We start from the raw sequence: 18,236 nt of genomic DNA, 5'->3' as shown, positions 1-18,236 counted from the left end.
CTCCCGGTCATGGCCGCGCTGCCGGAAACTTCCGACTACCGCCAGCTGTTTCTGGCCGGGACTCCGTTTCTGGATCTGCGCTCGCCGGGGGAGTTCGCCCACGGCGCCTTTCCCACCGCCCGCAACCTGCCGCTTTTGAGCAACGAGGAGCGGGCCCAGGTTGGAACCTGCTACAAGCAACAGGGCCAGGCCGCGGCCATCGAGCTGGGCCACAGACTGGTGTCCGGCACCGAACAGGAACGGCGGCTCGCGGCCTGGAGCGAGTTTGCCCGCAGCCATCCCGATGGCTGCCTGTATTGCTGGCGCGGCGGTCTGCGCTCGCAGACCGTACAACAGTGGCTGGCGGATGCCGGCATCGTCTATCCCCGGGTCAGCGGCGGCTACAAGGCCCTGCGCCGGTTCCTGCTGGAGGAGCTGGAGCGCTCCCTGCAGCGGGCGCAACTGGTGCTGATCAGCGGCCGCACCGGCACCGGCAAGACCCGGGTGGTCGCCGCCGTCGATAGCGCCCTCGACCTGGAGGGGCTGGCGCGGCACCGCGGTTCCACTTTTGGCCACCTGCCCGAAGCCCAGCCCAGCCAGATCGACTTCGAGAACGCACTGAGTATCGGTCTCCTGCAGTTGCTGCAGCGCTGCGATGGCCCGGTATTGCTGGAGGATGAGGGTCGCCTGATCGGTCGTGTGGCGCTGCCGGAAAACCTGCGCCAGCGGATGCAGGACGCGCCCATGCTGGTGGTCGAGGAGAGCCTGGCGGAGCGGGTGGAGGTGATCCTGGAGGACTATATTGTCGATCTCGGCGAGCGCTACAGCGCCAGCGAAGGGCTGGTGGAAGGCCCCGCCCTGCACCGCACCCGGCTGCTGGAGGGGCTGGACCGTATCCGCAAGCGCCTGGGCGGTGAGCGCCACCTGGCCATCCGCACGCAGATGGAAAAGGCCTTCGCGCAGCAGCGCGCCAGCGGCGACATCGCAGAGCACCGGGCCTGGATCAGCGCCCTGCTGGAAACCTACTACGACCCCATGTACAGCTACCAGCTGACCCAGCGCGCGGGCAGGATCCTGTTCCAGGGGCGCCGCGACGAGGTGATCCGCTTTGCCCGGGCGGGGCTGTCTTGCTGAAGCAGGCGCAGCTCGCCCGGGACCTGGTGCTGGTCGGCGGTGGCCACGCCCACGCCCTGGCACTGCGGATGCTGGCCATGCGGCCTGTTGCCGGGGTCCAGGTGACCCTGGTGTCACCCGCCAGCCACACCCCCTATTCCGGCATGTTGCCGGGGTTGATAGCCGGGCACTACCGGTTTGAGGAAACCCATATCGACCTGGCGCGCCTGTGCCAGTGGGCCGGGGTGCGGTTTGTTGCCGCCGAGGTCAGCGGCCTGGATTTGCGGGCCCGCACCCTGACCCTGCCCGAGCGCCCGCCGCTGGCCTTTGACGTGCTCAGCCTGGATATCGGCTCCCAACCGGAACTGGACAGCGTTCCCGGAGCACGGGAACACGCGGTCCCGGTCAAGCCGGTGGCGGATCTGTGGCAGCGCTGGCAGGAGCTTGAGACCAGCCTGCCCGGGCGCGCGGGGCCGCTGCGGCTGGCCCTGGTCGGCGGCGGCGCTGGCAGTGTTGAACTGGCGCTGGCCATGTCCCGACGCCTGCGGGGCAAGCCCCTGCAGCTGACCCTGTTTTGCGCAGCAGAGGACATACTGCAGAGTTACAACGGCCTGGCGCGGGCAGCGGTGCGCCGCGCACTGGCGGACGCAGGCATTGCGGTCCACTGCGGCAACCGCGTGGCGAGCGTCAGCGCCGGCTGTCTGGAACTGGACGATGGGCGCACTGCACCCTTCGACGCGCTGTTTTGGTGTACTGGCGCCGTGGCGGCGTCGTGGCCGCAAGCCAGCGGTCTCGACACTGTCGAGGGCGGTTTCCTGGCCGTGCGCGACACCCTGCAGTCGGTGACTGACGATGCCATATTTGCCGCCGGCGATATCGCCACCCAGCTGGCCCATCCACGGCCCAAGGCCGGGGTGTACGCGGTGCGCCAGGCGCCGGTGCTCGCTGCCAACCTGCACAACTACCTGCTGGGCCGGCCCCTGCGTAGCCACCGCCCCCAACAGCGCTTCCTGTCCCTGCTCTCGCTGGGCGAGCGGCGAGCCACGGCGGATCGCGGTCCTTTCGCCGCGACCGGGGCCTGGGTCTGGCGCTGGAAGGACCGCATCGATCGCAGCTTCATGGCCCGCTTCGAGGAATTGCCCGAGGCGATGCCGGCCCTGGCGGCGGACAGCCTGCCCGAAGCCCTGGCGGCGGGCGCCCAGGCGCCCTGCGGCGGCTGCGGCGCCAAGGTTGGCGGCGACAGCCTGGCCGCGGCGCTCGCCGAGCTGCGTCTGCTCTACCCGGGCCTGTGCCCGGAGCCAGGCAGCGCCGACGACGCCGCGGTGCTGGAGGCGCCGGCGGGCGGTATCCAGTTGCAGAGCCTCGATATCCTCCGCGGGCTGGTGTCCGACCCCTGGGTAATGGGGCGCATCGCCGCCAATCACGCGTTGTCGGACCTCTACGCCAGCGGCGCCCGGCCCCGGTCCGCGCTGGCGGCGGTAACGCTGCCCTTCTGCAGCCCGGCCCTGCAGCAACGCGAACTGGTGCAACTATTGGCCGGGGCGCTGAAGGAATTTGAACCGGTGGGCTGCCGCCTGGTGGGCGGGCACAGCCTGCAGGGGCCGGAGCTGGCGCTGGGTTTTGCGGTGACCGGGGAGCCTCTCGTCGCCGGCCGGCTGCTGCCCAAGCGGGGGCTGCAACCCGGGGACCAGCTCCTGCTGACCAAGCCGCTGGGGACCGGCACCCTGTTCGCGGCCCACATGCAGCTGCGGGCGGACGGCCGCGACATCACCGCGGCGACGGAGGTCATGCTGCAGAGCAATTATGCCGCGGCCCGGCTGGCGCTGGAGCACGGCGCCGCTGCGGCTACGGATGTCACCGGCTTCGGGCTCTGGGGTCACCTGCTGGAAATGCTGCGCCCGGGCCAGCATGCGGAGCTGTCGCTGGATGCGGTGCCGGCGTTGCCCGGAGCCCTGGCCAGCCTGAAGGCTGGCCTCCACAGCAGCATGCATCCGGCCAATGCGCGGCTGGCAAGCTGCGCGCTGGTGCCGCAGCCGCGGCGGGACCTGTTGTTTGATCCCCAGACCAGCGGCGGACTGTTGGTGGGGATTGCCCGCGAACGGGCAGGGGCGTTGCAAGGGGCCTTGCGCGCTGCCGGCTATGCCTGTGCCACGATCATCGGCGAGGTAGCGGCGGGGGACGGCGAGCAGATTCGCTGCACCTGATCAGCTGCGGCGCTCCAGCCACCGCCAGACCAACCCCTGCTGCCGGTCATTGCCGGTCAGGATGTATTCCAGGCGTTCATCATTTTCCAGCACCGCGAGCATGCGTGCAGCCTCGCCGTCGCGCCCTGCCAGCAGCAGTCTGTCACCCAGGGCCAGCAGAAATTCATCCGGGGGAAAGAGGATATCCTGTTGCTGCCGGCGCACAAAAAGCACCTCCAGGTGGAGGCGCTGCTGCCAGTCGCGGGGGTCGGCCATCAGCCTGCCCACCGTAACCTCGCGGCCTTCTTCCAGAGCGCGGGCGAGGGCCGGTGTGCGCCGGGCGCTGACCCGGCCGGAGGAAAACTGCGGCGGGTGGTCGCTCTGGTGGCGGAGGAAAGCAGCCAGGGCCTGGCGCGCAACGTCGTTGTCCTGCAGCAGCAGTTGCCGGGTAAAGGGTTCCACCAGGCTGGAGCTGATGCGGCTGAGGATGGTACCCGCGACAACGCTGCTGGGCTGGCCGAGAAAGTCCGGCTGCGCGGCGCGGAACAGGGCGTGGCTGGAGAGCCCGTTCTCCAGCACCACATGGAACAGGTCCGGGTTGAGTGCTCGCGCGGTGATCAGGATCGACAGGTTGTCGGCGTCATCGTCGGTGGCGGCGGCAATACCCACCGCACCTTCGACGCCGGCCGCCGCCAGCTCCTCGGCCTGGGTGCCGCGGCCGGCGATGGTACCCTCCGGGCAGCCGGACTGTTCCGGGTCCGGATGAATCACCACCACCTCCATATGCCGCTCCTGCAGCAGTTTCCAGACTGCCCGCCCGACCCGGCTGAAACCGCAGACAATCCACTTGCCCCGGGGGACGGATACCGGTTTGGTGAGGCGCGCGTTGGGGCCGGAGTTGAGCCAGTGGTAGAGGCGAAACAGGTCCGGCTTGTCGATCGCCAGTTGCAGGCGCCGCTCGTATTCCTCGACCGGATTGACCACATGGTCGGTGTCGAAGGAGCGCATATTGTCCGCGTCACTGCGGGTGTGGGAGCTGGCATACACCGCCACCTTGTGATTCAGCAGCGTGGCGCTGATGGCGATTTTCAGATTGACGTGGCCCTCACCGGTGACGGCGATCACCCCGCTGCACCAGCGGTTGCGCAGTCCCGCCTCCACCAGGTTGTCCGGCAGGCTGGCATTCATGCAGAAACTGGTGACCGGTACCCGGAAGTCCCCGACCTCCAGCAGCTCGATTTTTTCCTGGTTGCGCTCCACCACCACCACCTGGTGGCCGCGATCGGTCAGTGCGCGGGTGAGCATGCGCCCGGTATCGCCGTAGCCGCAGACCAGGTAAAAAGGCTCGTTGAGGTTGCTCACCAGCCGCGCCAGCCGTGCCCGGCGCATGGCGCGGCGGTAGGCCGGATCCTGCAGCAGGGAGACGATGGAACCGATGGAAAACAGCCAGGCAATGACGGTCAGGTAGATGCTGACCATGGTCCACAGGCGTTGCCCCTGGGAAAAGTCGTAGGGTACCTCGCCGAAGCCGATAGTGCTGCCGGTGTAGCTGACTACATAGAACGCTTCGAAGAAGCTCATGCGCCAGGGGTTGCCCTGGTCGTCAGTGCCCGGAATCAGGGTGAAGCCCACGGTGGCGATGCTGTAGGCCAGGATCAGCACCGTCAGCGGCACCCGCATGCGGCGCAGGAACAGGAATACCAGCGAGTAGTTGGCGGGGCTGGTCACGTGGGCGCTAGCGTCTGCTGAGTCCGGCGGTATCCAGGGTCAGCAGCACCAGCGACACCAGGTTGGCCAGCAGCGCGCCCCCGGAGAGAGACACGATGGAGGCCACCACCTTTGGGGTCAGGCCCACGCCGGTGACGTGTACCGCCATGGCCCACACCACCACGGCTGCAATCAACTGCAGGTCGACCACCAGGCTGGAGGCGAGCAGGATGGCCCCCATCTGCGAGCGCTCGCCGAACTTGAGCACGGTGGCGATAAGGCCCACCACCAGGGCCGCGAACAGTTCATAGACATCGTGGTGCTCCGGGTTGTCGATATCGCCGATAAAAAAGCCGAAGTTCAGCGTTACCGCCAGCAGTACGAAAAAACCGAACACCACTTTACTCATGTTCATGGACACCACTCCCTGACAAGACCTGGCACCATTATGCGCGACTGGCGCGCGGTTGCCAGCCCCGCAGTGATTGCAGGCAGGGTACTAGGCTTCCAGCAGTTCCCGCACCCGCTCGCGGTAGCCGCGGCTGACCTTCACCTGGGCGCCGCTCTCCAGCTGCAGCAGGTACTCGCCGCTGTCCAGGCTGCGGGCGCCGATTATGCCGCTGGCGTTGACGATGGTACTGCGGTGGACGCGCAGAAAACGCGCCGGGTCCAGCATTGCCTCCAGCTCCTTCATGGTGACGCGCATGATGTGGGTCTTGCCCTGGGCGTGGATGCACATGTAGTCGCCCGCGGCGTCTATCCACTCAATGTCCGCAACGCGGATGAAGCTGATGGCGCCGCCGTCGCGGATGGTCAGTCTTTCCGGCCAGGACAGGCGCCCCTGGCCCGAGGCCATCGCCTCCACCGAGCGGGCGCTGGCGCCGGTGATGCCCATGACCAGTTCCATCAGCTTGGCCTTGCCCAGCGCCGACTGCTGCTGCTCGCGCTGTTCCAGGGCCCGGGTTACCGCTTCCTGCAGGCGCTGCTCGTCGACCGGCTTGAGGATGTAGTCCACCGCGTGCACCTTGAAGGCGTCCACGGCGTACTCGTCGTAGGCAGTGACAAAGACAATCATCGGCAGGGTGTCGGCCTGCAGCCGCGCCAGGACCTCGAAGCCGTCCATGCCGGGCATCTGGATGTCGAGGAACACCAGTTCCGGTTCATGTTCGGCAATGGCGGCGAGGGCCTCTTCGCCGTTGGCGCACTCGGCAACGATGGCGACCTCGGGAATCTGTTGCAGGCGCAACGCGAGGCCCCGCCGGGCAAGGTTCTCGTCGTCTACGATGACAGCGGTCAGCGGGTTCATGAACTCACCTTGGCTCTTTCCAGTGGCAGCCGGACGGTCGTCGTCAGGCCGTGGGGTTCGGTCGCGCCCAGACGGAAAGATTGCCGCTCCCCATACAGTTCCCGCAGGCGATCGCGGATATTGTTGAGGCCGACTCCGCCCCCCTTGGGGTTGCGGCCGACGCGCATGTCCAGGCCGGGGCCGTCATCGGCCACCGCCAGCACCAGTTCGTTGTTGTCGACGCAGGCGCTGACGCCAATACTGCCACCGCCCACCGCGTTGGCAATGGCGTACTTGATGGAATTTTCCACCAGTGGCTGCAGCAGCAGGGAGGGCACCAGGGCCTCCCGCGCTTCCGGTTCCAGGTGAAAGTGTAGCTGCAGGCGCTCGCCAAAGCGCACTTTTTCGATATCCAGGTACAGCGTCAGGGCTTCGAATTCCTCGGCCACGGTGACCTTGGCCATCGGGTCGTTGTCCAGCGAGTAGCGCAGGAACCGGCTCAACCGGCTGACCATGGTGTTCGCCAGTTGCGTCTGCTGGTCCAGGATCAGCGTGGAGATGGCGTTGAGGGTGTTGAACAGGAAGTGCGGGTTGAGCTGGTAGCGCAGCATCTTCAACTGCGCCTCCTGGGCCATGGACATGGCCTTGAGCAGGCGCTGTTTGTCTTCCTGTACCAGCAGGTAGTACTTGATACCGAAATACAGGCCGCTCCACACCAGCATTACCCAGAAGGCGGATACCGAGCCGTCGAAGTAGTCGTACCACGCGTTGCGGTCGCGGCCGCCAATCTTGCCGGGATCATCGGGGAACACGTTGGCATAGATAGTTGCCCTGATAGCCATCCAGGTTAGCCCGGCCAGGTAAGAGCCCAGCAGGAGGGCGACGATACGGCGTGCGATCGACATGTCCCAGGTGTAGTGATAGAGCGCGCGCAGTCCCAGGGTCAGGCCGATGCCGATCAGGCTGATAACAAGCAGGTACCATTCATAGTGCCTGGGCGGATCGCCCCCGACCAGAATACCCAGGTAATAGGACACACCCCAGCCGCTCCAGCCGGCGAACTGGAACACCCAGAAAAGGTACCGTTTGTTTTGCAGTAACTCATTGATGCGCATGGGCGCAGTATACGGACCTTTGCCTGCGCGCAAAGACGCTTCGTCGCAGCGGAGCCGCGCTTCATCGCATCCCGGCGCGGGCGAGCCGCTCAGCTGCCGGCGGCGAAGTCCTCCAGCGCCTTGCCGCTCAGCCGGTAGCCCACCCACTCGCTCTGGGGGCGGGCGCCAAAAGACTCATAGAACTGGATGGCGGGCTCGTTCCAGTCCAGTACATTCCACTCGAAGCGGCCACAGCCCTCGGCCACTGCCTGTTGCGCCAGGTACTGCAGTAGCGCCTTCCCGGCGCCATTGCCGCGCTGCGCCGGGTCCACATAAAGGTCCTCCAGATACAATCCCAGGCGGCCCAGCCAGGAAGAGAAATTGTAGAAGTACAGGGCGAAACCGACGGCCTCCCCGTCGATTTCGCAGATCAGGGCAAAGACGCGCGGGTGTTCGGCGAACAGCAGGCCGTGCAGGTCAGCCTCGGTGGCCTTGACCTCATCCAGCGCCTTTTCATAAAGAGCGAGGTCGCGGACGAAGCGCAGAATCAGGGCGCAGTCTTCAGGGCGGGCTTTACGGATAGCGAGTCGGGACATAGCGTTTATTTTTCACTCCAGTTGCGTTGCATTTCATAGTACAGGAAGGAGGCGGTCCAGGTGATCAGTACCAGCCCGGTCAACGCCTCGATGCCCACCAGATAGCGGATTTCACCCTCCGGGAAAATGTCGCCGAAGCCCAGCGTTGAATACACGGTAAAGGAGAAGTACACGCAGTCCAGCACCGTGCCATCGTAACTGCCGCTAAGGCTGCCCCAGCTAAACCGGGTGGTCAGCAGGTAATAGGCGAGCGCAAAAATCCACACTTCCACCGCGTGCGCAACCAGCGCGCCGAGCACACCAATGGCGATGCGGGCGCGGTGCACCACGGGTAACCGGGGCAGGTATCGGGTTAGCCGGTGCAGGGCCTCATAGTGAATGACCACGGCCAGAGAGACGATCAATGCATTGACGACAAATACCAGCATGGCGGGGGGGAATCCCGGGGGCACAAGCAGCAATGGTAGCCTGAACCGCACGCTACGGCACCCGTTCATCCCCGGCACGGGTTCCCCCGCTCGCATCTCAGTGTTTGCCGGCCGCGGCGAGCACGTCCGCCACCGACGGACGTTCGATGTCGTTCAGTTGCGGTGCGGTCATGGTCTTTCTCCCTGAGGCGTTAGCCGATGGTTGCAACTATGTGGTTCACCGAACGGACGCCTCATACCTCATCTGCATTATATGTCAGGCAAAGCGGGGCGAGCTTGACCCATCTCAAGTTCCGTCGTTGAGGTTGCTCGGTGTCCACAGGCAAATCCGGGCAGTTCATTTTCTTGTGCCCTGCCGGGCGCTCGACAATCTGGCCCGGAGGTCCGGTCATGAGCACTATCTGGCAAACATTCAGGTCCATGCTGGGAGCAGGCCGTGCCCCTTCAGTTGCAAAACGGGGTAGAGCGAGGCCTTACGCAAACTCGTATGAATCCACCTCCCGGTACCGCGCCTGCACCATTGAACCGGGACCGGGAGCCTGTGCTGCTGTGACCAGGCTGCAGGACAAGCGCATTCTCCAGGCAGATGCTCCCATGCTGCCGCTACCCGAGTGTGGTCGCCTCCAGTGCGACTGCCGCTACAGGCGTCATCAGGACAGGCGACACCTGGATCAGGACCGGCGCTTGCTGGGTGCGATAGCGACCCTGACGTATCCTCATATGCAAGAGGAGCGGCGCCATGCCTATGGCCGTCGGGCCGACGACGATTGCACTGGCGACGATATATTGTTCAGTTAGGAAGGTTCGCCGCTGCAAGCAGTGGCGAACCTGCATACCCGGCGTAATGGGCCGGCTGCAGGATCCAGAAGAGGCCCGTTTCCTGCATTTCTTCACCCACAGTCGTCCCAGGCAACCTGGAGAGGTGTTCGTGAGCAGTTATACGGCGCCTTGTGCTACCATTCATGGTTTGTGGATGTTACAGAGCGCTATTCGGGTTCAGAGCCATGACGATCAGCAATATCTGGGAGGTGCTCAAGTCCGCGCTGGGAGCAGGCGAGACATCCGGACCTCAAAAACAGCGCACCACGGGGACTTCGGCGAGTGCTACGGCGTCCTTCCCGTATCGCGCCTGCACCATTGAGCCTGGACGGGATGCCTGTGCGGCGGTGCAGTGCCTACAGGAACAGCGCTTTCTCCAGGTGGATGTTCCTCAGCTGCCCCTGCCGGAATGCGGTCGCCTGCAGTGCGACTGCCGTTACCGACGGCATGAGGACCGGCGGCACCGGGATGATGACCGGCGCTTTCCGGGCGCGGCAGCCACGGAGATCTATGCCCATGCGACAGAGGAGCGGCGGCGCGCCCGTGGCCGTCGAGCTGACGACTGATGCTGGTCGAACAGCAACGCGGAACTCGGGCTGTTCTGGAAGATTGAAGGCAAATGGTAAAAGGTGTGTTGGTCAGTCTCTTCTTCTTTTTAGCCTGCGGCGCAGCGGCGGACTCAACAAACGTTTACCGGGTTGTAGACAGTAACGGCGTTGTCGGATTTTCCGATGTTCCGCCAGACGACCTCGCAGCGGCGGAGGTTATCGCTATCGACACGCCGCAGCCGGTGTCTGCAGAAGAGTCCCGGCAGCAGCTGGAAGCCATGCGGGAGACCACCGAACGCATGGCTGCGGATCGGCGTGAACGGGAGGCGCAGCGCGAGGCGGCAAGAGAGCGGGCTGCACGCGAGCCGGTCGTAGCGGGCGTCCGCCAGGCGCAGCCCGAGGTGCGTTACGAGTACATTTATCTGCCGCCGCAGGTACCGTTCCGGCCCTGGCGGCCCGGCTTTCATCCGCCGCAGCGGCCGCAACCGGCGCGTCCTCCGCAGGGCATTATCAAGGACCCAAACTCACAATTGATGCGCCCCATCCTGTCCCGCAGTCGGGACTGATCGTCCCCGGTCAGCGCATTTCCGCGGCCGGCGTGCAGCGCGGCCAGTCGCCCGGCAATGGGCCGCGGCGCTGCATGGGGGTGGCGAGGCCGCGAATAGTGTGGCTGAGCTGCCGTGCCGCGCCATCATCGCCGGTAGCGAACTCAAGCTGGAACTGCAGCTCATCCTGTCGGAAAGTGAAAGCCGCCTCGCCCTCCGAACGCAGGTACCAGGGCGCGGTATCCGCCCACAGGGGGCCGACCACCAGGAAACCGTCACAGGTCCGGGTTACAAACAGCTCCCGGTTGGGTGCCTCGCCACTGGCGTAGATGCCGGTCAGGCGCTCAAGGTCCGTGCGGGCGGGGCCGCGGTCTGGTGCCGCTGGTTGCGGGCGCTCATCCCCGGGTGCCGCCCCGGCCTGGGTACCGGTCCCTGCCGCAATCTCTGTCGCGGCGGCTTCCATCTCTGCCACCAGCGCGGCCTGTGACTCCAGTGCCGTATCAAGCTCGGCCAGGCTGATGATGGACACCATCTCCATTACCGCCATGCCGGCATCAATATTGCCTTCCCGCAGGTAGCGGGTGCCGAGTTCCGCGAGGCCGTCCACATCCGGTTCATACTCAGCGCCGGCGTTTTCCCAAAGCTCGGCAAAACTCTCGCGGGCGGCGTCGACGCCCTGGCTTTCTATCAGTCGCGCCATCTCCGTGGCCAGGGGCGGCCTGGCGAAAACCAGTCCGGCGCACAGCAGGGCGACCGCCAGCGCTAGCCCCAGTGTGCGTGGAGTGGGGATGGTCAGCATGTCACTCTCCCCGGTCCGGTGCGGCCAGCGCATAGAGCATGTCGACGTAGGCCTTCTCGATCGCGGCGAGCCCGGCGGCACCGACCCCCGGCGCGGGTTCGATCAGCATGAATTCGTTGGGCGCGTGGGCGCCGGTGCCGAAACCGAAACCCGTGGGCACCATGGGCAGGCCGAGCCGTTCCGTGAACTGGTAGAACGGTGCGCTGCCGGCAAGCCGCGGATTCACCGTCGGTGTTGCACCGTGCTTGTTGAACACGCCAATAACTGCCTGTACCAGGGGGGTGTGCACCGAGGTCTGGGAGGCCGGGTAGGACGACAACTTGCGCAGGACAATATCCTCGTAGCCCTTGGCGTCCAGGTGGGCGCGGATCCGGCCAAAGGCTTCATCCGGGTCCAGGCCCACGGGCAGCCGCGAATCCAGCTTGGCGGTGGCCATGTGCGGCAATATGGTCTTGACGCCCTCACCGGTGTAGCCGCCGTAGAGGCCGTCAATGTTCAGGGTGGGGGTGTAGATCAGGTTGCGCAGCACCTCCTCTCCACTCATGCCGTCGATCCAGCGCCCGACCTTGAACGTGTCCTTGAGGCGGTCGTCATCGTGGGTCGCCAGCAGGCCCGCTATCAGCGACGCCTCCTCGGCGGTTGGTGGGCGCACACTATCGTAGTAACCCGGTACCAGAATAGTGTTGCCGTCTTCCGACACCAGGGTCGAGAGCCCCTGTACCAGGCGCCAGACCGGGGAGTCCACAATGGCCTTGTAGGAGCCGTGGATCTCCGCTGCCCGGGGGCCACCCCAGTCCCCGCCGCTGGCTTCGGCTTCGAAGTACAAGATGCCCTTCACCCCCAGGTTGAGGCTGGCCCCGCCGTCGGGCGCTTGTGAATTGAAGGGGAAGATCACGCCGTCCGCCGTACTCAGCCGATCTTCGTACTGGTCGATGATCTGGGGGTAGTGCGGCGAACCGAGCTCCTCCTCGCCCTCGGCGGTAATCATCAGGTTCACCGGCAGGGTGCCGTCGACGGCGATAATGGATTCGATGGCGTTCAACAGCGCGCGCTGGGGGCCTTTCTGGTTGGTGGCGCCGCGCGCCATGAGCACCTTGCCCAGTTCGTGTTCTACCAGGTTGGCGGCGAAGGGCGGGCTCTGCCAGTCCTCCTCGTCCACCGGCTGCACGTCATACATCAGGTACAACATGAGCGTGCGCTCGGCGCCAGCGTCGTAGAATCCCCAGACCCCGGGGTGGCCGTCGGTCTCGACAATGGCGGTTTCCTGGAAACCCATGCCCTCGAGGTCGCTGCGTACCATCTCCGCCATGTCGCGCACACCGATATCCAGGGCGCTGATGGAGGGTTGGCGCAGCCAGCGTTGGATGTTGGCCAGGTGCTGCTCCAGGTTGGCGTCGATGTGGGCATAGACCGCATTGTGGTCGCCGCTGTAGGCGGGCACGGCAGCGGCATCGAAAGGTTCCGCGGCGGGGAGGACAAAGTCTGGCCGCGCGGGAGCCGCCGGGTTTGCGGTTGCGACCGGGGCGGTTACGGCGGCGATGACTGCCGCCAACAGTGCGGTGGTCGCTATGCGTACGGTTTGTTTCATGGGAAATCCCTCTGTCATTGTTGGGCCGGAGACAAGGCTGGAAAGTCCTCCGGTGTCAGCGTTTCTTTCTCAAGCAGCAGCCGCGCACCTTCGTCGAGCAGCACCCGGCGTTCAACGAGAATTCCCTGGGCGCGCTTGTAGGCCGCGTCTATCAGCTCGCGAACCGCCAGATCCACCTCGCGGGCAGTTTCCTCGGAATAGTCCTTCTCCCGCACCCCGACCTGCTGGTCGCCGAGGTAGGTCGTGGTCTGGCGCTCGAGCACCGTTTGGCCAAGCGCCTCGGTCATGCCGAAGCGGGTGACAATCTGGCGCGCGACATCCGTGACTTTGGCAAGGTCGTCGGCGGCGCCAGTGGATATCTCGCCGAACACAGTGAGCTCGGCTGCGCGCCCGGCCAGCAGTACCGTCATGCGGTCCTCCAGTTCCCGGGTGGTCAACAGGAAACGATCATCGGTCGGCCGCTGCATGGTATAGCCCAGTGCGCCGATTGAACGGGGGATGATCGAGACCTTGTGCACCGGGTCGCTACCCGGAATGCTCGCCGCTACCAGAGCGTGGCCCATTTCGTGGTAGGCGACCACCTCCCGCTCGTGCGGCTGCAGCAGGCGGCCCTTGCGCTCGGCGCCGGCGACCACACGCTCGACCGCGGCGGTGAAATCCGCGGTTCCGACTTCCTCCCCGCCGCGACGGGTGGCGACAATGGCCGCCTCGTTTACCAGGTTGGCGAGGTCGGCGCCGGTGAAGCCGGGGGTGATGCCGGCGATCTGCGCCAGGTCCACCTCCGCCGCGAGCCGGACCCGCTGGGCATGTACCTTGAGAATCGCATGGCGCCCATTGCGGTCGGGCCGATCGAGCACCACCTGGCGGTCGAAGCGCCCGGCGCGCAGCAGCGCGGGGTCGAGGATTTCCGGGCGGTTGGTCGCCGCCAGCAGCACAATGCCCTCCCGCGGATCAAAGCCGTCGAGCTCCGCGAGCAGCTGGTTCAGAGTTTGCTCCTTCTCGTCCTGCCCGCCGAAGCCGCCCAGCCCGCGACTGCGCCCCAGGGCATCCACCTCGTCGATGAAGATGATGCAGGGTGCGGCCCGGCGCGCCTGTTCGAACAGGTCACGCACCCGGGCCGCGCCGACGCCGACGAACATCTCCACGAATTCTGACCCCGAGATTGAGAAAAAGGGCACTCCGGCCTGTCCCGCCACCGCCTTGGCGATCAGGGTCTTGCCGGTACCCGGGGGCCCGACCAGCAGGATACCCTTGGGAATCCGCGCTCCGAGGCGCCCGTAGCGCTCCTTGTCCTTGAGGAAGGAGACGATCTCCTGCAGCTCCAGCTTGGCCTCGTCCACCCCGGCGACATCATCAAAAGTCACCCCGGTGTCGCGCTCCACCAGCACCCGTGCCTTGGACTTGCCCACATTCACCATGCCACCGAAGCCCTGCTTCTCGGCGAACCGGCGGAACACGAACATCCAGATCGCAAGGAACACCAGCAGCGGCAGCAGCCAGGACAGCAGGCTGGAGAGGAAGGTGTTCTGCACCGTGCCGGTAAAGGTCGCCCCGGAGTCCTTGATCTGCTCCGCCAGCGCCGGGTCCACCCGATTGGTAATGAAGTACTGCTTGCTGTTGATCGGATCCTTGAAGCGGCCGCTGATCTGCTCCTGCTCTACCGTCAGCTCAGCGATGCGCCCGTCATTGAGCAGGCTGAGGAACTCGCTATAGGGGACGACCTCCACGTTGCGGCTGGTGGCCCACCAGTTCTGAAACAGCAGGATCAGGAGGACAGTGACAAAAAAGTAGGAGGAGTTCCACTGGTGCTGCTTGTTCATGGGTGCACTTCCGCGCTGGCATGGGCCTTGGTCCAACCTTATCGTGTCGCTCAGCCGCTCGCCACCACAATGACCAGCGCCAGGGCATAGACCGCCAGTATCAGCGCGCTTTCAAACCCGATCCGGCCCCAGGTCATTTGCACCGGTGCCATGTCGTGATAGATGGAGCCACCGGGATAACCGGCATCTGCAGCAGCCACCACCAGCATGTTGAAGCAGTTGGTACCAAAAATACTGAGCCATGCCACCGCAAGGCCGCCATGACGGTGGTGTTCCGGCGTGTCCGCCACCGTCTGGCGAGTGTGGCGGGGAAACCACATCGGTTTTTCCTCGGTTCTGCGCACCAGGTCCAGCCCCAACACATAGCCAAGCACTATCAACGGCGTCACAGGATGCACACCCCACAGGTTCACCGGCGGCGTGACGATGGCGAGCAGTGGTAGCGTGAGCAGTACGATCAGCAATGCCGCCAGCATCAGGATGGTGGGGGAGGCAGCCGCGTGTTCCAGATTGGCCTGGCGGTAGACCATGTCGGCGATGCCGAGAAAGACCAGGTTCACCGCCATGCTGCCCATGATGTTGCTCATGGCCAGATCGGGGCGGGAATCCAGCGCCGCGCTGAGCGTCGCGGCGAAGTCGGGCAACGAGGTTACGCCGGCGAGGAGCAGAATACCGAACAGCGCCTCGCCCATTCCGGTGCGATCGGCGAGTTCATCGGCCACTCGCGCCAACTGACTGCCGGCGATGACGATGACCAGAGCAGCGATACTGAAGGCGATAATCCCGGCGGTCAGGGATGCAAACATTAGTGGCCCGGACTGCTCTCGTCACGCACCCGCAACACCAGTGCGCCAGCCGTCAAATGGCGGGATTTCAGTTCGAAGCGGATGTCGTCACTGCGCGGGTGTCGCGTACCCGCATCGGGAAGGTCGGTATCCATCGCTGTCCATCTGGCGCGGACCAGCCGACCCTCGCCGCCATCCGTATCGCGGATGCCGATAGTCAGCGTTTCCTGGAACAGGTGCTCGCCGAAGTAGTGGCGGTCACGCAGCACCCGCCGTTCGCTCACATAGTGCGGCAGCAGGCGCAAGCGGATCTGAAAATGGGAGTAGCGCTCCCGGTTGCTGGGCCGCCCGGAGCGGGCCAGGTAGGTCCGGAACAGGGTCTCGTGGCCCTCCTCCAAGGCCCGGGCGCCCACTGTCAGTGCCGAACCGTGTTCCTCGCGCTGGTCGGTCATCACCACCTCCTCGCCGCGGATCAGCACGGTGGTTTCGACCAGGATAAAGCGCAAATCCTCATTGCTGCGCAGGTGGTCCTGCAGCCGCAAGCCCTCCAGTTCGATCTTCACGCTGGTATCGCCGAACAGGAAGCGCTGCAGATTCTGGTAGCCCTCCTCGGAGTTGACGATTCCCAGGGGCCCGCTGTGGCTGCGATAGACGAAAGCGCGGCTGCTGCCGTGGACGTAGGCGTTGTCGATCTGCACCAGGCCGTCGCTGCCGGGGCCCACCGCCAGGCGCGCCAGATTGTAATCGGTGTGATTGGTCCCGATCAGCGAGAACACCCGGTCCACCGGAAAGTGGTCGCCGATCTCGTGCAGCCTCCGCTCGTCCCAGTCCTCCGGGAAGCCCAGGTACTGGCGCATGCGCACAGGGCCGAAGGTGTCGGAATCGTTGAGCCCCAGCAGGTCCCGTACACTGGTCAGGAAACCCAGGCCGCGGCGGAAGTGGATCCCGCGGTGGGGCGTGGCGTAGGTGAACAGGCGCGCCACCCGTTCCGCGGCGCGTTCCTGCAAAATCCGCTGGATCAATGAGCGGCATACCAGCCCGCCCATGGAGTGGGCAACCAGGTGCACCTGCTGCGCCCCTGTTTCCCTGAGGACGAACTCGAGCAGCAGCCCAAGATTGTGCCCCAGTATTTCCAGGTTGTCCCGGTCGCCGTCGCCGACTCGTTCCGAGCTGCGGTCGTAGTAGCGATAGATCCACAGCGAGCGCAGGGGAAAACCCTGCTCCCCGTAGCGTTCCTCCTCTCGATTGAGTAGCCTCACGGCGCCGTCGTCATCGACCCGGGCGAAGATATCGGCATAACCGTGGTCTTTCATCAGGCGCACCAGCGGGCTCTCGAAAATAAAGAAATCCGGCTCACCCTCCGGTCCGGTCCGCACCTGCGTGCTGCCCAGGTTGAAGCCGTAGTAGGGCATGTTCACCGTGGCCTCGACAGCCCCTTCGCTGCCCGCATAGCCCCTGACGTAGATGATTGGCAAATGCCCGCTCATGTCTCCTCCGGGCCAGCGGCGCTGCGCACAGCCGCCAGGTCCTCCGGCAAGGTCAGCGCCATTCTGGAGCGCTCCAGCGCCATGCCACGGTGATGCCGGGCGGCTTCTCGCATTTTCTCGTCACCAAGCGACGCCAGAGTGGACAACGCTTTTTGCAACCAGACCGAAACCTCGACCTGGCTGGCACCATCCCGGGCAATCACGGTAAAGGCGTCGTCGAACATGTCCCGTACCGAGATCTCGGGCACTTCCACCCGATCGTACAGCGGACGATCATCATCTCCATCTGTTGCCGGCTGTGACCACAAATGAAACAGCCGCACCAGCCTTCCCATGACGTCAATCGCAGTGCCGGGATCATTGACCGCGGGTGACAGCGCCTTGCCGGCTATCTCCGCAAGTACAACCAGACCAAACCTCGGGTCATCATCAAACTGGCGGTCGGTACCAATCCCGAACGCCTCGACCACGGGGGTGCAATCAGGCGCGGCCTCGTCAACGCGAGAAGTGGTGACGTAAGCCAGTGGCTGGTCTGGCGTGGCGAAGCTGCCCGGCAAGGCCTCCACGATTACCCGCCCCTCGGCCTTCTCTGCCCAGGCTTGCAGCGAGGCGAAGTCGATATGCTGCACGTAACCGACCTGCGTTGCGCACACCGCCTGCCCGACAGCGTGGGATCGGACCGCACAGCATGGAAGGCTGGGTCCATCCCGCCGCCGCTTCAAGGCGTCGCGCGTTGCCTTCTCAACCTTGTCCAGTGTCGATCTCATCCGCCCAAGCCGGGCGATGCTGTCGACCCAGCGGACAAAGGTAAAAATGACCATGCTGAATACGAGCGCCGTAACGACAAAGAGGATAAAAAGGCCCCCGGTCTGGTAAAAGTCGTTTTTGACCGCCGTGATCGCCACGATGGAAAAGATGAATGAACCGACAAAACCGGAGAGAGCATTCTGGGAGGCATCGTCCGCGATGACCAGGATGAATGACCGCGGCGTGGCCCTGTTGCTTGCCGCCGCGTACGCTGAAACCATTGAGGCCACGGAAAACGTGGCAATGACCAGCATGCTGGCAGCCATAACCGACAGCAGCGTCTCGACTGAGTCTATTGTGATTTCCGGCACAAATTGCCGCAATCGGGCGTTATCGAAAAGCTTTGCCACGAAAACCATGCCAATTGATAGCAGGCAAATGATCAGCGGTCTCACCCAGAGCCGCTCGCGAAGTTGCTTGAGCAGAAATCTGAGGCGATCCGTTGAAACCATGGAAGACATATTGATTTCCTTTGGTCCGTTTAAGCCGTTGGCGTCCCTCGCATGCCGACACGCTGCCGCCACCCTTTGCCATGATAGTGGAAGCGGCGTCTCCGCGGAGGCGTTTTGGGGTTATAAGCAGCGCCTGTAGTGAATGCGACAGGGTATAAGCCGATGAATCCTCTGCCCGGTCTTGTTAATTTTGATCTGGCA

17 protein-coding genes are annotated in these 18,236 nt (G+C 64.8%); 5 read left to right on the top strand and 12 right to left on the bottom strand.

Annotation, left to right across the window (positions count from 1 at the left end; all coding sequences use genetic code 11):
* The first annotated feature begins 9 nt into the window (after positions 1-9).
* Entirely contained in the window at positions 10-1,113 is a 1,104-nt protein-coding gene (gene mnmH / locus Q6D67_RS13625; RefSeq protein WP_304706207.1) for a tRNA 2-selenouridine(34) synthase MnmH, read from the top strand.
* Positions 1,107-3,296: a selenide, water dikinase SelD gene (gene selD / locus Q6D67_RS13620; protein ID WP_304706206.1), complete on the top strand. Its 2,190-nt coding sequence runs from the start codon at positions 1,107-1,109 to the stop codon at positions 3,294-3,296. Before mnmH ends, selD begins: the two co-directional genes overlap by 7 nt.
* Here the strand turns inward: selD and Q6D67_RS13615 are convergent, their stop codons facing one another.
* The 6 genes from Q6D67_RS13615 to Q6D67_RS13590 form a co-directional block, all read right to left on the bottom strand.
* A complete protein-coding gene (locus Q6D67_RS13615; RefSeq protein ID WP_304706205.1) occupies positions 3,297-5,003 on the bottom strand; it encodes an NAD-binding protein in 1,707 nt (568 codons plus the stop codon).
* A 7-nt stretch (positions 5,004-5,010) separates the two neighbouring features.
* Positions 5,011-5,397 (bottom strand): DUF6394 family protein, encoded by a 387-nt coding sequence (locus Q6D67_RS13610; RefSeq protein ID WP_304706204.1) that lies wholly within the window; start codon positions 5,395-5,397, stop codon positions 5,011-5,013.
* Between the two features lie 84 nt (positions 5,398-5,481).
* Positions 5,482-6,288, bottom strand: a complete 807-nt coding sequence (locus Q6D67_RS13605) for a LytTR family DNA-binding domain-containing protein (RefSeq protein ID WP_304706203.1) — start codon at positions 6,286-6,288, stop codon at positions 5,482-5,484.
* Entirely contained in the window at positions 6,285-7,382 is a 1,098-nt protein-coding gene (locus Q6D67_RS13600) for a sensor histidine kinase (RefSeq protein ID WP_304706202.1), read from the bottom strand. The genes Q6D67_RS13605 and Q6D67_RS13600 overlap by 4 nt, the downstream gene beginning before the upstream one ends.
* Before the next feature lie 89 nt (positions 7,383-7,471).
* Positions 7,472-7,957, bottom strand: a complete 486-nt coding sequence (locus Q6D67_RS13595) for a GNAT family N-acetyltransferase (RefSeq protein WP_304706201.1) — start codon at positions 7,955-7,957, stop codon at positions 7,472-7,474.
* 5 nt (positions 7,958-7,962) lie between these two features.
* Positions 7,963-8,385, bottom strand: a complete 423-nt coding sequence (locus tag Q6D67_RS13590; RefSeq protein WP_304706200.1) for a potassium channel family protein — start codon at positions 8,383-8,385, stop codon at positions 7,963-7,965.
* Between the two features lie 549 nt (positions 8,386-8,934).
* On the opposite strand from Q6D67_RS13590, the gene Q6D67_RS13585 reads away from it, so the two are divergent.
* The 3 genes from Q6D67_RS13585 (at position 8,935) to Q6D67_RS13575 (ending at position 10,318) form a co-directional block, all read left to right on the top strand.
* Positions 8,935-9,183 carry a hypothetical protein gene (locus tag Q6D67_RS13585; protein WP_304706199.1) on the top strand — a complete coding sequence of 83 codons (249 nt, stop codon included), beginning with the start codon at positions 8,935-8,937 and terminating at the stop codon, positions 9,181-9,183.
* Positions 9,184-9,389: 206 nt separating this feature from the next.
* Positions 9,390-9,770 (top strand): hypothetical protein, encoded by a 381-nt coding sequence (locus Q6D67_RS13580; protein ID WP_304706198.1) that lies wholly within the window; start codon positions 9,390-9,392, stop codon positions 9,768-9,770.
* Between the two features lie 65 nt (positions 9,771-9,835).
* Complete coding sequence (locus tag Q6D67_RS13575) at positions 9,836-10,318, top strand: DUF4124 domain-containing protein (RefSeq protein WP_304706197.1); 483 nt, start codon at positions 9,836-9,838, stop codon at positions 10,316-10,318.
* A gap of 10 nt (positions 10,319-10,328) precedes the next feature.
* Here Q6D67_RS13575 and Q6D67_RS13570 read toward each other — a convergent pair whose 3' ends face one another.
* From Q6D67_RS13570 to Q6D67_RS13545, 6 genes are read right to left on the bottom strand one after another with little or no spacing between them, the layout of a single operon-like run.
* The gene (locus Q6D67_RS13570) at positions 10,329-11,096 is read right to left on the bottom strand and encodes a hypothetical protein (protein ID WP_304706196.1); all 768 of its coding nucleotides are present in this window, start codon (positions 11,094-11,096) and stop codon (positions 10,329-10,331) included.
* A 1-nt stretch (position 11,097) separates the two neighbouring features.
* Positions 11,098-12,684 (bottom strand): M20/M25/M40 family metallo-hydrolase, encoded by a 1,587-nt coding sequence (locus Q6D67_RS13565; protein WP_304706195.1) that lies wholly within the window; start codon positions 12,682-12,684, stop codon positions 11,098-11,100.
* A 14-nt stretch (positions 12,685-12,698) separates the two neighbouring features.
* Complete coding sequence (ftsH, locus tag Q6D67_RS13560) at positions 12,699-14,504, bottom strand: ATP-dependent zinc metalloprotease FtsH (protein WP_304706194.1); 1,806 nt, start codon at positions 14,502-14,504, stop codon at positions 12,699-12,701.
* A 50-nt stretch (positions 14,505-14,554) separates the two neighbouring features.
* A complete protein-coding gene (locus tag Q6D67_RS13555) occupies positions 14,555-15,310 on the bottom strand; it encodes a hypothetical protein (protein ID WP_304706193.1) in 756 nt (251 codons plus the stop codon).
* Positions 15,310-16,776, bottom strand: coding sequence for a triacylglycerol lipase (locus tag Q6D67_RS13550; RefSeq protein WP_304706192.1), 1,467 nt, complete (start codon positions 16,774-16,776; stop codon positions 15,310-15,312). The genes Q6D67_RS13555 and Q6D67_RS13550 overlap by 1 nt, the downstream gene beginning before the upstream one ends.
* Entirely contained in the window at positions 16,773-18,044 is a 1,272-nt protein-coding gene (locus Q6D67_RS13545; protein WP_304706191.1) for a DUF2254 domain-containing protein, read from the bottom strand. Before Q6D67_RS13545 ends, Q6D67_RS13550 begins: the two co-directional genes overlap by 4 nt.
* Positions 18,045-18,236 lie beyond the last annotated feature (192 nt).

It is taken from the genome of Haliea sp. E1-2-M8 (assembly GCF_030649675.1).
Taxonomy (GTDB): domain Bacteria; phylum Pseudomonadota; class Gammaproteobacteria; order Pseudomonadales; family Halieaceae; genus Haliea.
The sequence above is the reverse complement of the archived record's forward strand: the minus strand, read 5'-3'. Positions and strand labels throughout refer to the sequence as shown.

Bases quoted from the DNA above. Each gene is read 5' to 3' on its own strand.
- Q6D67_RS13600 (WP_304706202.1), bottom strand. From the start codon at position 7,382: ATGCGCATCAATGAGTTACTGCAAAACAAACGGTACCTTTTCTGGGTG.
- Q6D67_RS13605 (WP_304706203.1), bottom strand. From the start codon at position 6,288: ATGAACCCGCTGACCGCTGTCATCGTAGACGACGAGAACCTTGCCCGG.
- Q6D67_RS13565 (WP_304706195.1), bottom strand. From the start codon at position 12,684: ATGAAACAAACCGTACGCATAGCGACCACCGCACTGTTGGCGGCAGTC.
- Q6D67_RS13570 (WP_304706196.1), bottom strand. From the start codon at position 11,096: ATGCTGACCATCCCCACTCCACGCACACTGGGGCTAGCGCTGGCGGTC.
- ftsH (WP_304706194.1), bottom strand. From the start codon at position 14,504: ATGAACAAGCAGCACCAGTGGAACTCCTCCTACTTTTTTGTCACTGTC.
- Q6D67_RS13590 (WP_304706200.1), bottom strand. From the start codon at position 8,385: ATGCTGGTATTTGTCGTCAATGCATTGATCGTCTCTCTGGCCGTGGTC.
- Q6D67_RS13550 (WP_304706192.1), bottom strand. From the start codon at position 16,776: ATGAGCGGGCATTTGCCAATCATCTACGTCAGGGGCTATGCGGGCAGC.
- Q6D67_RS13580 (WP_304706198.1), top strand. From the start codon at position 9,390: ATGACGATCAGCAATATCTGGGAGGTGCTCAAGTCCGCGCTGGGAGCA.
- Q6D67_RS13555 (WP_304706193.1), bottom strand. From the start codon at position 15,310: ATGTTTGCATCCCTGACCGCCGGGATTATCGCCTTCAGTATCGCTGCT.
- Q6D67_RS13595 (WP_304706201.1), bottom strand. From the start codon at position 7,957: ATGTCCCGACTCGCTATCCGTAAAGCCCGCCCTGAAGACTGCGCCCTG.
- mnmH (WP_304706207.1), top strand. From the start codon at position 10: ATGGCCGCGCTGCCGGAAACTTCCGACTACCGCCAGCTGTTTCTGGCC.
- Q6D67_RS13545 (WP_304706191.1), bottom strand. From the start codon at position 18,044: ATGTCTTCCATGGTTTCAACGGATCGCCTCAGATTTCTGCTCAAGCAA.
- Q6D67_RS13610 (WP_304706204.1), bottom strand. From the start codon at position 5,397: ATGAACATGAGTAAAGTGGTGTTCGGTTTTTTCGTACTGCTGGCGGTA.